This window comes from Paenibacillus faecis, assembly GCF_008084145.1.
Lineage (GTDB): Bacteria > Bacillota > Bacilli > Paenibacillales > Paenibacillaceae > Fontibacillus > Fontibacillus faecis.
Map to the genome: position 1 here is coordinate 519,989 of NZ_VSDO01000004.1, position 14,631 is coordinate 534,619.

Sequence of the window (14,631 nt, forward strand, 5' to 3'; positions counted from 1 at the left end):
GGCATGGCAAGCTTTCTTGACCACAGGCATAGGAGGAATGATCATGGCAGCATTTTTGAAAAAAATCGTCAGAAACCGGGCGCTGCTGTTGTTTGTTTTGCCCGGGACCCTCTGGTTCCTCATTTTTGCCTACTTGCCGATGTTCGGTACAATTCTTGCGTTCAAAGATTTCCGAATCAGCCGCGACGGATTTTTCGCCAGCGTGTTCAACAGCAAGTGGGTGGGATTCAAAAATTTCGAATATTTGTTCACGACGAACGATGCGTTCGTCATCACGAGAAACACGATTCTGTACAATCTGGCCCTCATTTTTCTCGGACTGGTCATTTCCGTCGGGTTTGCGATTATGCTGAGCGAACTGGTCAACAAGAGGATGGCGAAGGTGTATCAAACCGGCATGTTTCTCCCGCACTTCCTGTCTTGGGTCATTATCAGTTATTTTGCGTTCACGTTTCTGAGCATGGATAAAGGGACGCTGAACCAAATCATCGCTTTCTTCGGCGGGGAACGGATCAACTGGTATTCGGAACCGAAATATTGGCCGTTTATCATCGTGTTCGTCGGAATATGGAAGAGCGTGGGGTACAACAGCGTCATCTACCTGGCCGCCATTACCGGCATCGACAAATCTTACTACGAGGCGGCCGTCATCGACGGAGCCACCAAGTGGAAGCAGATCCGTTTCATTACGATCCCGCTGCTCAAGCCGCTCATGATTATTTTGACGATCCTCGCCATCGGCGGTATCTTCCGTTCCGACTTCGGACTGTTCTACCAACTGCCGAAAGACTCGGGCGCGCTGTACCCTGTAACCAACGTCATCGATACTTTCGTGTATCGCGGCCTGATCAACATGGGGGATATCGGGATGAGTACCGCTGCGGGGCTGTATCAATCGCTGGTCGGTCTGGTGCTGATTCTGGCTGCCAATGCAATCGTCAGAAAAATAGAAAAAGATCATGCGATCTTTTGAAGCGCGGAGGTCTAAACGATGACAACAACTCAACCTGTCCAGTCCGGAACGCCGATCAAGCCGGGGCGGAAGAAACCGCGGGATTTCAATGCATTAACACCGGCTTGGAACGTGTTTTTCAATATCATCATCGGCCTGTTTTCCTTTTCTTGCGTATTCCCGTTTCTGTTCGTGATCATGATTTCCTTAACCGACGAGCAGACGCTGGTGCTTGAAGGCTTCAGCCTCTGGCCCGGCAAGTTCAGCACCGCGGCGTACAGCTATATTTTCGAAACCGGCCACGAGCTGCTTCTTTCATTCGGCGTCACGCTGCTCGTTACGGTAACGGGCACGTTGTTTACCTTGATTCTGGTCACAACCTACGCTTATGCGGTATCGAGAAAAAGCTTTGGATTTCGCGGATTTTTTAGCTTCCTGGCGTTCTTCACGATGCTGTTTTCCGGAGGCATGGTGCCCGGATACATTGTGATGACCCAGTTCCTGCATTTGCAGAACACGATTTGGTCCTTGATTCTTCCGCTGTCGCTCAGCGCGTTTTCCATCATTGTCATGCGGACGTTTTTCCAGACCACGGTTCCCGACGAAATTATCGAGTCCGCCAAAATCGACGGAGCGGGGGAATTCCTCACCTTTGCGAGAATCGTGCTCCCCGTGTCGCTGCCGGGCATCGCCACCATCGGGCTGTTCAGCTGCCTGGCGTATTGGAACGACTGGTTTAACGCCCTGCTTTATTTCAACAAGCCGGAGCTGACGCCGCCGCTGCAATTTTTGCTGATGAGGATCGAGAAAAATATGGACTTTCTGACCCAGAACGCCCAGAATCTCGGGTCCTTCAACGCCGCGGCAGGCCTGCCCACGGAAACGGTTCGCATGGCGATGGTCGTGCTGGCCACCCTTCCGATCGTACTCGCGTATCCGTTCTTTCAGCGATATTTTGTCCAGGGCTTGACGGTCGGTTCGGTGAAGGGGTAACCTCCACGGGCCGGTGACACCTGATTTCGGTTGTTTCCGCAAAAGCTTTGCCGGAGATTTAAAGTAGCTAGGCGGCAGGGAATGAATGCGGTTTCAAATATACAAATTTTCTTTATCCATCTTATGCGTAGGGGGAAAGAACATGAAAAAGAAGAAGTCCTTTGGTTTCGTGCTGGCTTTGGTTCTTGCGCTATCCACGGTTCTTGCGGGATGCGGCGGAAACGGGAAAAGCAGCAACGGACCATCCAAAGAACAAAATGCGGTTCAAAGCGACGGGACGGTCGACGTGTCAAAACTGGACCCGGTCACTTTGAAGCTATACCTGATAGGCCCGAACCAAAAGGACCTGCCCAAGGTTCAGGAAGAAATCAATAAATACGTGACCGAAAAAATCAACGCCACGGTGGATATCACGATGATCGACTGGGGCGATTACAGCCAGCGCATGCAGGTCATCACCAGCTCCGGTGAAGATTACGATATCGCCTTCACCAGCTCCTGGGCGTTCGACTATCTTCCGAATGCCGCCAAAGGCGCGTTTATGCCGCTGAACGATTTGCTGGACCAATACGGCCAAGGGATCAAGGAAGTGCTGGATCCGCGGTTTTTGGAGGGCACGAAAGTCAACGGCGTCAATTACGGAATTCCCGCCAACAAAGAACTGGCCCAGCAATTCGTATGGCGCTTCAACAAAAAGTATCTCGATAAATACAATCTCGACATTTCCAACGTAACGACGCTTGAAGACCTGGAGCCGCTGCTTAAGACGATCAAAGACAACGAACCGGCGGACATCACGCCGCTGGCGGTTCCTAAAAACTTTAAGCCGTACCTGCCGTTCGACTTCGTCCTGGGCGATGAAATCCCGATCGGCATGTACATCGACACCAAGGATCACAAATACGTGAATATTCTGGAATCTCCGGAGCTGAAAGCAGCCCTGCAAACGATGCGGAAGTATTACAAGGCGGGTTATGTCCGCGAGGATATCGCGACCTTGGAAGGCATCGACAACATGAAGACCGGAAAATGGCTCGTAGACCGCGAAATCACGCAGCCTTACGCTGAGCTTGGATGGTCGAGAAGCGCGGGGTACGATATCGTTACGAAACCGATGCATCAGCCGATCATCTATACCAGCTCGGCCGCAGGCTCCATGCTCGCCATTTCTTCCTACTCCAAAAACCCGGAGCGGGCGATGATGTTCCTGAACCTGCTGAATACGGACGTTTATCTGCGCAATCTGATCCAATACGGCATCGAAGACGTCCACTACAAGAAAATGGAAGAGCCGTACATCGAGGACCTTCCGGCCATGCAGGAAAGCTACGCGATGCCGGGCTTCGCGCTGGGCAACATGTTCCTGACCTACCTGCATGAAGGAGAGCCGAAAGACAAATGGAATGCTTTCGAGGAGTTCAACTCGTCGGCCATCGTGGCGCCTACCTTTGGATTTAACTTCGACACGGCTCCGGTGAAAACGGAAGTCGCGGCGGTAACGAACGTGGCCAAAGAATTTATCCCGGCGCTGTATACGGGATCGGTGGATCCGGACGAATACTTGCCGAGGGCGCTTCAGAAATTCAAGGACGCGGGGATCGACAAAGTGATTGCGGAAGCTCAAAAGCAGTTTGACGCCTGGAAAGCCGAGCAAAAATAGAAATTCGGAGAAACGGGCGGCGCGTACGGCCGTTTCTCGCTTTTTCATATTCCGAAAACGGGAGGTTGGATGGATGAAAAGACGGAAGCCGGACTATTTTACGAAAACGAAATGGAGCAAAGGGGCGGCAAAGGCCGCCGGCATCGCGATGCTCGCCGGAATTCTTCTCGGAACGCCGGGAAATGCGGAAGCGGCGCAGCCTCATTCTTCTTATTGGTACCCGGATACGCTGCTGGAATGGTCACCTGCGACCGATAAGGACGCGGCGTTTAACCGGGGAACGGTGAAGCTGCGGCAGGGCCGGTTTCTCGGAGAAACGGTGAACCCGAACGCCAAAGCGGAGGCTAACGTGATTGCGCTATCCGCGATGTACCCGAGCACCAGCGGAGCGCCGTCCCAAGGCAGCGAGAAGTTTCACACCTACGCATTCAGCTTCTGGCAGTATATCGACAAGCTCGTCATGTGGGGGGGATCGGCCGGCGAAGGCTTGATCGTGCCGCCGAGCGCGGATGTGATCGATGCGGCGCATAAAAACGGCGTACCGGTTTTTGGAACCGTTTTCTTTCCGCAAACGGAGCATGGCGGCAAACTGGAGTGGCTGCGGGATTTCCTGCAGCAGCGCGAGGACGGCACGTTTCCGGTTGCGGATAAGCTGATCGAGGCCGCGCGCTATTACGGGTTCGACGGCTGGTTCATCAATCAGGAAACCCAGGGCGCGACCAAAGATGACGCGGATAAGATGCGGCTCTTCCTGAAGTACATGCAGCAAATCAAAGATCCGGGCATGGACATTATTTGGTACGACTCCATGATCGATGAAGGCAAGATTCAATGGCAGGGCGCGTTGACCGATAAGAACAAGGCGTTTTTCCAGGACGGACCGGATCGGGTTTCCGACGCGATGTTTCTCGACTTCCGCTGGCAGTATAAAGATGAAGTCAACGGAAAATACGATTACGTGACCCCCTACCTGAAGTCGCCGGAAATCGCGAAAGGGCTTGGACGCAGTCCTTACGAGCTGTTCGCGGGGATCGATGTCGAAGCGAACGGCTACAACGGAGAGTACAATTGGCCCGTGTTGTTCCCGGAAGGAAAAACGGCCACGACCTCGCTCGGCATCTACCGCCCGGATTGGGCGTTCAACAGTTCGGAGACGCAGGAGGAATATTTGGAGAAGGAGCAGGTCTTTTGGGTTGGAGCGGATCACGATCCGTCGAAATCGGAAGAGACCGCCCCTTATTCTTGGCGCGGCATCTCCCATGATATCGCCGATAAAAGCGTCGTGACCGGACCTGAATTCATTACGCACTTCAACACCGGCAACGGGCGTCTGTTTGCGGTCGACGGAAAGGTGATGCGGGAGAAGGATTGGAGCAACCGGAGTCTGCAGGATATTTTGCCGACCTGGCGGTGGATTGCCGAATCGGGCGGACCGGGAAAGGCCCTGACGCCGAGCTTCGATTTCTCCCGACCCTATTACGGCGGCAGCTCGCTCAAGGTGGCGGGGGACTTGTCTTCAGACAATCCGACCCATTTGAAGCTGTACAAGACGAACATCCCGGTGTCGGCGACGACGGAGCTGTCGCTCATTTATCGGGATAATGGCGCCGCGGGAACCGTACAAATCGGAGTCGCGTTCTCGGACGCGCCGGAGGAGTATATTTTCGTCGAACCTAAAAAATGGACCTCCGCCGGGGAAGGCGGGGCATGGAGAGAGGGCAGCGTTCAGCTGAACAAGTATAAAGGCCGTACGATCAGCGGTCTATCGTTGAAATTTGTTTCGTCCGCGCCTGTTGAGGGATATGAAGCGTATATCGGTGAACTCGCGGTTACACAAAAACAGAATAAGGCCAAGCCGCCGAAAGCGGTAACCGGGCTGAAAGTGCTGGAGAACGACTTCCGGGACGGCATTTACGGCGATGCACGCTTGGCGTGGGAAGCTCCGAAGGACGGCGAAGACGTGCCGTATTATCAAATTTACCGCGTCAAGCCGGATGGAGCTTACGAATTGGCGGGCATGACCGGAAACACGGTTTATTACGTGCCTGAAATGAAGCGGCTGGACAAGGAAGCCGCAACGAAATTGGTCGTTATTCCCGTGAATCGGCAGTATGAGCCGGGGAAACCGGCTTCCGTCACCTTCGAATGGCCGGCCTATCCGAAGCCGATGGCCGGTTTTGAAGCGAACCGTACGCTAATCGCCCCCGGCGAAAGCGTGCAATTTACCGACAAATCGTCGGAGGTTACGGAAGGCTGGGAGTGGATCTTCCCGGGCGGCCAGCCGTCAAGCAGCACGGAGCGGAACCCGAAGGTGACCTATCTTCAGGAGGGGACGTTCGAAGTGACATTGAAGGCGACCAACCAGGTCGGCGAGGATGTCGTGAAGCGGCAAATGATCACCGTGACCAAGGAGGCGGCCGGCGGCGTGTCCGACCTGGCCCTGGGTAAGCAGGCGACGGCGTCCAGCTATGTGAACGAGAAAGAAGCTCCGCCGTTTGCCCTGGACGGTGACGACAAAACGAAGTGGTGCGCGGTAGGCGATGGGCCGCATACACTGACGGTCGATCTTGGGGCCGAGCATAAAATCAGCGAGTTCGTCGTCAAGCATGCCGAAGCCGGCGGGGAGGCCGCGGCCTTCAACACAAGGGGCTTCCGGATTCAGCTTAGCTCGGACGGCGAGAACTGGACCGATGCCGTACAGGTCGGCGACAACACCAAGGGGATCAGCAAGCATGCCATCGCCTTGACATCGGCACGTTATGCGCGGCTTGTCGTCGAGAAGCCGACGCAAGGCGGAGACACGGCGGCCCGGATTTATGGTTTTGAGGTTTTCGGATTGAATCGAGATTGATGCAATAAAAGGAAAAGGAGGTCCAAGCCGTTGGCTTGACCTCCTTTTTCGGTGTCGCCCAGCAGCCCGGCATAGGCGTCATTTTTACTTTAGGGTGAGAGCCCCGAACGGGGGCTGGCTGCTTCGATGAGAATAAGCTGCTTTTTAGACTTCATCCCAAATTCGCCGCACATTATCGAAGGCGATTTTTGTACCGGTCAGACAATCTTCCATGCCTTCATATTCAATCGACAGGAACCCGTCGTAACCGGAGCTTTTGATGGTGCGAAGAATCTCCCACAAGTCGAGGTCGCCGTGTCCGGCGATCGCGCCGCGGAGGTAATTGCCCCCGGCGCTGCGGAACCAGCCCTCTCCCGGGTTACGGTAGGAAGGACGAATGTAAAAATCCTTAATATGCACCATGGAGGCATAGGGCAAGTTGCGCTTCACCGCGGTGACCGGATTCTCGTCCACGCAAGCGAAGTTGCCGACATCCAGCGTCGTTTTGAAGTTCGGACGGTCTACCGCATGGATCAGCGCCTGGACTCTGTCGCTGGCTTGAACGTAATAGCCGTGGTTCTCCACGCTGGTGGTGATGCCATACCCGGCCGCGTGGTCGGCGATGATCCGGCAGGCCGCGGCGGCCTTCTCCAGGTCCTCGTTAAAGCGGACGATGGAGGTGTCTTCACGGGAAGCGACGTCATGCCGCATCAGCTTGATGCCGAGCCGGTTGGCGCGGTCAACCTCGGCGAGGACCTTGGCGATTTCCGCCTCGTATTCCGCCTCCGGCTTCATGACGAAATTGGCCCCGATGCAGTAGCCTGACATCTCCAGGCCCAAGGCACGGGTTTTCTCCTTCAACTGCTCTTCCAGTTCCGGCGTACTGTCGAAATCAAAACCGAGATTAGGCACAATTTCAATGTGCTCCGCGCCGATTTCGGCGATCCATTCGGCGGCTTCCAGAATGTTCATCCGACCCTGGTGCATGGCTTGATATAAGCTGTACGAACTGATGCCCAGCTTCATAACGGGTTCATCTCCCTGTTCTTAAGGATATTAGGATAGCGGTTGAGAATTCCTGCAAATCTGCAGGCTTTTTCGTACGTATGGAGTCGTAAAATCAAAATTCCTGCAAATCTGCATCCTTTTTTGATGAAAAGGTCCCTTGCCGCAGAAATGGCCGAAAATCCCTGCACATTTGCATCTTTTTCGCCTGGTGGTCCATGGTTCGGCGGAAATTCCTGCAGATTTGCATCTTTTTCGCTTGCCGGGGGAGGCCGTGTCCCCCGCCTAGCGGAACGAGCGGATAAAAGATACCGCCTTGGCGATATCTTCCGCCGGGTTGTCGCCGACCTCGCGCTCGATCGTCAGGTAGCCGGTATAGCCGATTTCCTGCAACGCCGCGAAATAGGCCGGGAAGTCGACTTTGCCCGCGCCGAGCGGCACCTCTTCGAAGGCGGCCCCGGAGGCGGCCATCTCGGCGATTTTCTCGTGGCTCATCGCGTCGTAGCCGAGGAAGCCGTACACGTCCCGCGGATCAACCGGGCGGCGGCGGATGCCGTCTTTGACATGCGTATGGACGATATAATCGCGCAGCGTTTTGACGCCTTGAACCGGATCGTCCCCCGTGACCATGACCATGTTGGCGGGGTCAAAGTTGACGGAGACGCCGTTGGTGGTGAGCGTGTCCAGGAAGCTTTTGAGATGGGCGGCGGGTTCAGGTCCGGTTTCGATGGCAAAATAAGCGTTCATGCTTTTGGCATACACGCCGAGTTCCTCGCAGGCCCGCTGCATCGCCTCGTATATGCGGCTGTTCGGGTCTTCCGGAACGATGCCGATATGTGTGGTAACGATGTTGGTGCCCAGCTCGACCGCCAGGTCGAGAATCCGCTTGGACTTTTCCACCTTGACCGGATTGGCCTCCGCGTCCTGAAAGCCGTGGCCGGCGAGATCGCCGCACAGGGCGGAAATCTCCAGTCCCAGGCTGGCGATATAATCGCGCAGTTCCTTGCGTTTGCCGGCGGTCAGCGCCGCGGGGTCCATTTCGCCGGAGACGGCATAAATCTGCACCCCTTCCGCGCCGACCGCTTTGGCCTGCTTCAATCCTTCTCTAACGCCAACGCCGAAGCTGTCCACAATTACGCCGATTTTATTTGGCAATTTCATTTTCGGATCGCCTCCTTACCCGTCTTTAAAATTGAATTTCCCGGCCCGTTGCCGCGGATTCGTAAATAGCGTTCAAAATTTTGATCATCTCTACGCCGTCCTCCACTGGACAATTTGTCTCGTGCAGGCCGAGGCAGCTGTCGACGAAATGGTTGATCTCCCTGTCGAAGCTCCCCTGGAACTCGAAGCCCGGACTGCTGATCTGCGGGTCGATATTAATGATGGTATTGTGCCGCTCGGTCACGATCGCTAACGCCGGCTCGATTTCGGCGCCCCCCTTGTCGCCGTAGATGTTGATCTGCGCCGAGTTCTGTCGGGCATGGAGGGAAAAGCTGACGTCCACCAGGAGCGATGCGCCGTTCTCGAAGCGGATCAACGCGTTGGCCATATCCTCCACCGTATTGAAGGAAGCGTCATAATCGGCCGCTTTATAGAAATCATAATTTTCGATATGAGAGCGGTTGCCGAGCTTGTTGTACGTATTGCCGCTAACGGATTTCACCTTCGGCTTGCCCATCAGATACCAGCACAAATCGATCACGTGCACGCCGATATCGATCAGCGGACCGCCGCCGGACCGTTCCTTGTCCGCAAACCAGCCGCCGGGGTTGCCCAGCCGCCGGACGAGGCTCGCCTTGGCAAAGTAAATCTCCCCGAGATCCCCGGCATCGATAAACTTCTTCAGCACGGCGATGTTGGAGGCGTGGCGGCGCACATAGCCGACCTGGAGCAGCTTTCCCGTTTCGCGGACGGCTTGCTCGATCCGGAGGGCTTCCTCCACCGTCTTGCACAACGGTTTTTCGCAAAGCACGTCCTTACCAGCCTGGAGCGCCGCAATGCTGATTTCCGCGTGCGAATTGTTCCAGGTGCAGATGCTTACGGCCTGGACTTCCGGGTTGGCGAGCAGTTCCCGGTAATCGGTGTATACATGCGGGATGTTGTATTTAGCGGCGGTTTCCCGCGCCCGGTCCTCCTTCAGGTCGCAGACGGCGACAAGCTCCGCCTTGGGGTTGGACAAATAAGCTTGCAGATGGGATTCCGAAATCGATCCGTTGCCGATCAGGCCTACTTTCAGTTCGCTCATTGCGATCGCTTACATCCTTTCTTTACTTATGCAAGTCTGCTACAATGATACCGGCTGGCTTGCATAAATTTGTTTTATTTGTTCAATTAATCATAATCTATCACAGTCATATCAAAGGGAGAATGTGCAGGATGACAAAATATATGGATTATATGATCAGTCCTCATCCGATACGCGTCTTCGATCCGGCCGTCGATCCGAAGCGTTTGAAGCTCCAATCGCTGTCGATCGTCTCCGCCGGGCATTTGCCGGGAAGAACGTCGCAGCGCAGGGATTCCGACTTCCGGCACTGGGCGTTCGTCGTCATCACCGCGGGGAGCGGGTATTACCAGATTGACGGCGGTGAAATAAAACGGGTGGAGGCCGGCTCCTGGTTCTGTCTCTACCCTGGGGCGATATTCAATTACGGGCCGGATACCGGAGGCTTTTGGGATGAGTACTATTTCACGGTCAAAGGGGATAGGGTGGACGAGTGGCTCCGGGACTGGCTGTTTGAGGTCGATGCGGTCAAAAGCGTCTCCGTCGACGAAACGCTGCTGCACAAAATGGAGATGATGTTTATGCTGATCGACAGCGGCATGCCGAGCAACCTGGACCGGGCGGCCCTGCTTCTGGAGTCGCTGCTGTACGAACTCGTCTCCCAGGGAGACCGGGCGGAAGCGGGGAATCGGGGCAGGTTCGCCCTGAAAATCATCGAGGACCTGGGCCGCTCCCTATATGAGACCCCGAGCGCCTCCGAGCTTGCCGCCAGGCATCATATTTCCGTGTCCACGCTCCGCCGGGTCGTTCACGAATACACCGGTTACCCTTTGAATGAGTTTATCCATCGGCTGAAAACCGCCGAAGCGAGGAATATTCTGCTCAACACGGACATGAGCGTGAAGGAGATCGGCGAGGCGCTGGGGTATAAGGATATGTTTTATTTTTCCCGCGTATTCAAGCGGATCACCGGCGTATCGCCCCGCAGCTACCGCAGCCGGGTCGGAACGTGACCGCCCGGGCTAGCGGTATTTGGCCGTTAACTCGGCCAGCTTCCGCTTGATTTCCTCTATCAGCTCAGGCGGTTCAAGGACGGTGGCTTCACGGCCCAATCCGATAAAAAAACTCGCCAAAAAAGGCACCTCCCCGAGCGGTATCGAGCCTTGCAGGCAGCCGGAACCGTCTTCCCGGAGATGTAGCGGGATGTGACGGCTCAGCTCGGCCTCGCACAGCTCCGCTCCCGTAGGGCTTAGTTCCACGCGGATGTTGGTGTTGTGGACTTTGGAACGTTTTCGGGCTTCCCAATTGTCGAGGTGAACTTCGCTTAAATCCAGGGGCGGGATTTCCGATGAAGGGGCGGCGGACAGAATCCTGTCGCAGCGGAAAAGCCGAAAATCTCCGCGTTGATAGCAGTATGCCGGGCAGTACCACAGGCCGTTTTTGGCATAGATGCCGACGGGTTGAATATCCCGGCATTCCGGCTGGCCGTCGCCCGCCGGGGCGTACTCCATCCGGATCACCTGTCCGCGGACGGCGCTATCCAGCAGCAGCGGGAGGTAAGGGAAGCGGGAATTTCTCTCCGGCGTGACGAAATCGACGCGGTTCTTCATCTCATCGATCCGGTCGCGAACGTCGCCCGGCATGAAATGATAAAACTTGCCGAGCGCGGAGGCCGCCTCCGTCTCAAAGGGAAGGTAATGATAGTGGCGCAGCGCGTGGCTGGCGAAAAAAATCGCGACGGCTTCTCCTTCAGTAAAGGCGATCGGCGGCAGCACGCGCTCGTTTAACACTCGGTAGCCGCCGTGCGGTCCCACTTCGGAGTAGAGGGGGACGCCAAGCTCGCTCAGCTCCTGCAAATCCCGCAAAATGGTGCGGGAGGAGACGCCGAACTCCTCGGCCAGCTCCCGGACCGTGAACTTGCGCTTCCGGTTTACGGTCATCATCAGTTCCATCAATCGTTTCGATTTGGGCATGTCGGTTCTCCTCCGCTATAGTTGGAGTATTGTTAATGTGCATTGGGGCGGCGTGTGAAATTATTCCTCCAGCCAACTCCCAAAAGATGCAGATCTGCAGGAATTTAATCTTCAATGCTATGATCAGCAAGGTTTTGATGGGGTATGGGCACCCAATGGGGCAACAACTGCTTTTTTAATCCAACCTGATTGGTTTTGTTTTACGGCGACAATCTTTGCCGTTATTATGGCGGTTATCGGATCGTTTTGTAAAGGGAGGAGGGAAGAGCGTGAACATTCCGGAAAAGTCGGAAAACGAACTGCTGGCTCAACTCCGGCAGGAAGGGAGAAACGATCCCGAAGCGATATATTTCCATACACCCCTTTGCGGGACGTGCGCGTTGGCGGAGCGGATGCTCGGAATCGTTCTGGAGACGGGGACGGCGATGCCGGTCACCAAAGTCAACATCAACTTTGCCCCCGTATTGCGGGAAACATGGCGGATTTCCAGCGTACCCTGCCTGGTGATTCTCGAAAACGGCCGCCCGGCCCGCATCGAGTACGCACTCCATTCCGTGGTCGACCTGCACCGTTGGCTTAAGCGCTGACCCGGCCCGGCCAAAGCGCCGGGCTTCCCCCGCAAGAGCTTATCCGTGAAAAACGGTGCGAGCTGGGCGAACACACAGGGCCGCTATCTCGCATAGGGTGTAAGGTATGAAACACCAGGTTGAGAGAGGAGTTGGGTTCCGAATGACAAAGCGGGAACTTCATTATTTTGCGCGGGGGAATACGGCGGCCGGTCTGCATAGTCTGGTCGAGTCGGCGTTTCAGGGACTTTCGGCGATTTATGTATTGAAAGGCGTTCCGGGGGCGGCGGCCGGCCTGCTGGAGCATCTGGCTTCAACCGGCGAAGGGCGGGGATGGGGGCTGCAGCTCATTCATCAGCCGCTCGACGGGGATCTGCTCGAGGGTCTTATCATCGAGGAGTTGTCCGCGGGCTTTGTGGACGGCGAAGCTTGGCCCCAAGACTTCGAGCCGGCAGGAACGAAGCTGACCTTTATCGACCTTCGGACGGCGTATCGGGAAGAGAAGCTCGCATCCGCCCGCCAGGAACTGCAGCGTCTGGAGGAAGAAATCGCGGCCCTCTACGAGGAGGCGTATGCGGCCTTTTTGCAGACGCTACGCATTCATGATGAATGGGAGAAGTACTATATCGACGAACTGGATCGGGAGAAGATGGACGGCTTGGCTTCCGAACTTGCCGACAAGCATTTGCCCGTCCTCGAGAATGCCGGCCCGGCGCGAATAACGCATCGTTTCCTCGGCGCGGCAACCTGGCGGGGAGCGGTCGATTTCGTGCCGAATTTGACGGATCGGCTGCGTATGCGGATCTATGTTAAAGGCCGGCCGGGTTCGGGAAAATCGACGCTGTTCCGGAAACTCGCCGCCCTGGCCGAAGAGCGGGGGATCGACACGGAGGTGTACCATTGCGGCTTTGACCCGAACAGCCTGGATATGCTCGTCTTTCCGGAGCTGAGTCTGGCGATCTTCGACAGTACCGCGCCGCACGAGCATTTCCCGGTCCGCGAAGGCGACGGTATTCTCGATGTTTACGAGCTGGCCATTACGCCGGGAACGGACGAGAAATTCGCAGAGCCCCTGCGTTCGATCAAGGCGCGTTATTCCGCGTCCATGAAGCGGTCGATCTCTTTGCTGGCCGAGGTCAAGGCCCGCCGGGAGCGGCTTGAGCAAATTTACGGTGAAGCCGCGGACGAGGAGCGGGTTGCCGGCTTGCGGGAGGAGCTGAACCGCGTTTTGAACGCTCTCACCGAGACTGTCCCCAATCCGGCGGGCAAGTAAAGCTCGAAACCCTACTTATGACAACGCAGCCGCGCAGCCGTTGAGCGTATGAAGAGCCCGCTATAAACCAGGCGGGCTTTTTGCTATAGTTAAGGGGTAAACAGGCATAATCATTTGCGTACATAATAACTAACTTCATAACTTGATGAATAAGGGCGGTGGTTTTATCCATGAATATGCAAGATGCGATGAACGCGGCTGACCGGCTGCGGCAAAATATCGGCAAGGTCGTGGTAGGGAAGGAAGAGGTTGTCGAGCTGCTGCTCGCCGGTCTTTTCGGCAACGGGCATGTGCTGCTGGAAGACGTGCCGGGGACCGGAAAAACGCTGCTTGCGAAAGCGCTTTCCGTCTCGCTTGGCGGTGAATTCCGCCGGGTGCAGTTTACCCCGGACCTTTTGCCTTCGGACCTCTCCGGGATCAACTTTTACAACCAGAAGACCGGCGAATTCGAGTTCCGCGCCGGCCCGCTGTTCACGCATGTGCTGCTGGCCGACGAGATTAACCGGGCGACGCCGCGGACACAGTCCAGCCTTCTGGAGTGCATGGAGGAGCGGCAGGTTACGATCGACGGCGTGACGCGGAAGCTGGAGTCGCCTTTCTTCGTCATGGCGACCCAGAATCCCGTCGACAACCAGGGGACTTTTCCGCTGCCGGAAGCCCAACTTGACCGCTTCCTCATGAGGATCTCCATGGGATATCCCTCCCTGGAGGAGGGGGTGGACATCCTGCTGCGGTTCCGTGAACGCAACCCGTTGGAGGAACTGGCCCCGGTGGTGACCGCCGCGGAAATCGCGGAGGCCCAGCGCCTCACCGCCGAGATCCACGTCTCCCGGGATCTGCTCGCCTATATCGTCCGGCTGGCCGAAGCGACCCGGCGGAATCCCGGCGTGCGGCTCGGCGCCAGCCCGCGGGCCGCCATGGCTTTGCTCCGGGCCGCTCAAGGATTGGCGCTCCTGAGCGGGAGGGATTTTGTCACGCCGGACGATATCAAGCTGGTGGCTATCCCGGTCCTGGCACACCGGTTGTTGCTGCACCATGCGCTTCATGTTGGCGTTGGAGAAGCTCCGGAGTCCGCCGTGATCCGGCAGGTGCTCGGCGAGGTGGAGGTACCGGCGGAAGAGACGGGGGCTGGGACAGGAAAGCGGGGCGGTTGAC

At 56.3% G+C, this 14,631-nt stretch carries 12 protein-coding genes; 8 read left to right on the forward strand and 4 right to left on the reverse strand.

Annotated features, from left to right (window positions below; translation table 11 throughout):
* Positions 1–43: 43 nt before the first annotated feature.
* The 4 genes from FRY98_RS20170 to FRY98_RS20185 all read left to right on the forward strand — a co-directional run bounded on the left by FRY98_RS20170 (position 44) and on the right by FRY98_RS20185 (position 6,456).
* Entirely contained in the window at positions 44–973 is a 930-nt protein-coding gene (locus FRY98_RS20170) for an ABC transporter permease (RefSeq protein ID WP_148455321.1), read from the forward strand.
* A gap of 18 nt (positions 974–991) precedes the next feature.
* A complete protein-coding gene (locus FRY98_RS20175) occupies positions 992–1,945 on the forward strand; it encodes a carbohydrate ABC transporter permease (RefSeq protein ID WP_148455323.1) in 954 nt (317 codons plus the stop codon).
* A gap of 142 nt (positions 1,946–2,087) precedes the next feature.
* On the forward strand, positions 2,088–3,605 hold the full coding sequence (locus FRY98_RS20180) for an ABC transporter substrate-binding protein (RefSeq protein ID WP_148455325.1): 1,518 nt from the start codon (positions 2,088–2,090) through the stop codon (positions 3,603–3,605).
* Between the two features lie 73 nt (positions 3,606–3,678).
* Positions 3,679–6,456 carry an endo-beta-N-acetylglucosaminidase gene (locus FRY98_RS20185; protein WP_148455327.1) on the forward strand — a complete coding sequence of 926 codons (2,778 nt, stop codon included), beginning with the start codon at positions 3,679–3,681 and terminating at the stop codon, positions 6,454–6,456.
* A 144-nt stretch (positions 6,457–6,600) separates the two neighbouring features.
* On the opposite strand, the gene FRY98_RS20190 is transcribed toward FRY98_RS20185, so the two are convergent.
* The 3 genes from FRY98_RS20190 to FRY98_RS20200 all read right to left on the reverse strand — a co-directional run bounded on the left by FRY98_RS20190 (position 6,601) and on the right by FRY98_RS20200 (position 9,685).
* The gene (locus FRY98_RS20190) at positions 6,601–7,461 is read right to left on the reverse strand and encodes a sugar phosphate isomerase/epimerase family protein (protein WP_148455329.1); all 861 of its coding nucleotides are present in this window, start codon (positions 7,459–7,461) and stop codon (positions 6,601–6,603) included.
* 264 nt (positions 7,462–7,725) lie between these two features.
* A complete protein-coding gene (locus tag FRY98_RS20195) occupies positions 7,726–8,601 on the reverse strand; it encodes a sugar phosphate isomerase/epimerase family protein (protein WP_148455331.1) in 876 nt (291 codons plus the stop codon).
* 25 nt (positions 8,602–8,626) lie between these two features.
* Positions 8,627–9,685, reverse strand: a complete 1,059-nt coding sequence (locus FRY98_RS20200) for a Gfo/Idh/MocA family protein (protein ID WP_148455333.1) — start codon at positions 9,683–9,685, stop codon at positions 8,627–8,629.
* 131 nt (positions 9,686–9,816) lie between these two features.
* On the opposite strand from FRY98_RS20200, the gene FRY98_RS20205 reads away from it, so the two are divergent.
* Positions 9,817–10,677: a helix-turn-helix domain-containing protein gene (locus tag FRY98_RS20205; RefSeq protein WP_148455335.1), complete on the forward strand. Its 861-nt coding sequence runs from the start codon at positions 9,817–9,819 to the stop codon at positions 10,675–10,677.
* 9 nt (positions 10,678–10,686) lie between these two features.
* Here the strand turns inward: FRY98_RS20205 and FRY98_RS20210 are convergent, their stop codons facing one another.
* Positions 10,687–11,637 carry a helix-turn-helix transcriptional regulator gene (locus FRY98_RS20210; RefSeq protein WP_148455337.1) on the reverse strand — a complete coding sequence of 317 codons (951 nt, stop codon included), beginning with the start codon at positions 11,635–11,637 and terminating at the stop codon, positions 10,687–10,689.
* Between the two features lie 269 nt (positions 11,638–11,906).
* Here FRY98_RS20210 and FRY98_RS20215 point away from each other — a divergent pair, with 269 nt between their 5' ends.
* The 3 genes from FRY98_RS20215 (at position 11,907) to FRY98_RS20225 (ending at position 14,630) form a co-directional block, all read left to right on the forward strand.
* Positions 11,907–12,224 (forward strand): thioredoxin family protein, encoded by a 318-nt coding sequence (locus FRY98_RS20215; protein WP_148455339.1) that lies wholly within the window; start codon positions 11,907–11,909, stop codon positions 12,222–12,224.
* A gap of 142 nt (positions 12,225–12,366) precedes the next feature.
* Positions 12,367–13,476, forward strand: a complete 1,110-nt coding sequence (locus FRY98_RS20220; protein WP_148455341.1) for a hypothetical protein — start codon at positions 12,367–12,369, stop codon at positions 13,474–13,476.
* Positions 13,477–13,646: 170 nt separating this feature from the next.
* Complete coding sequence (locus tag FRY98_RS20225) at positions 13,647–14,630, forward strand: AAA family ATPase (RefSeq protein ID WP_148455344.1); 984 nt, start codon at positions 13,647–13,649, stop codon at positions 14,628–14,630.
* Position 14,631 lies beyond the last annotated feature (1 nt).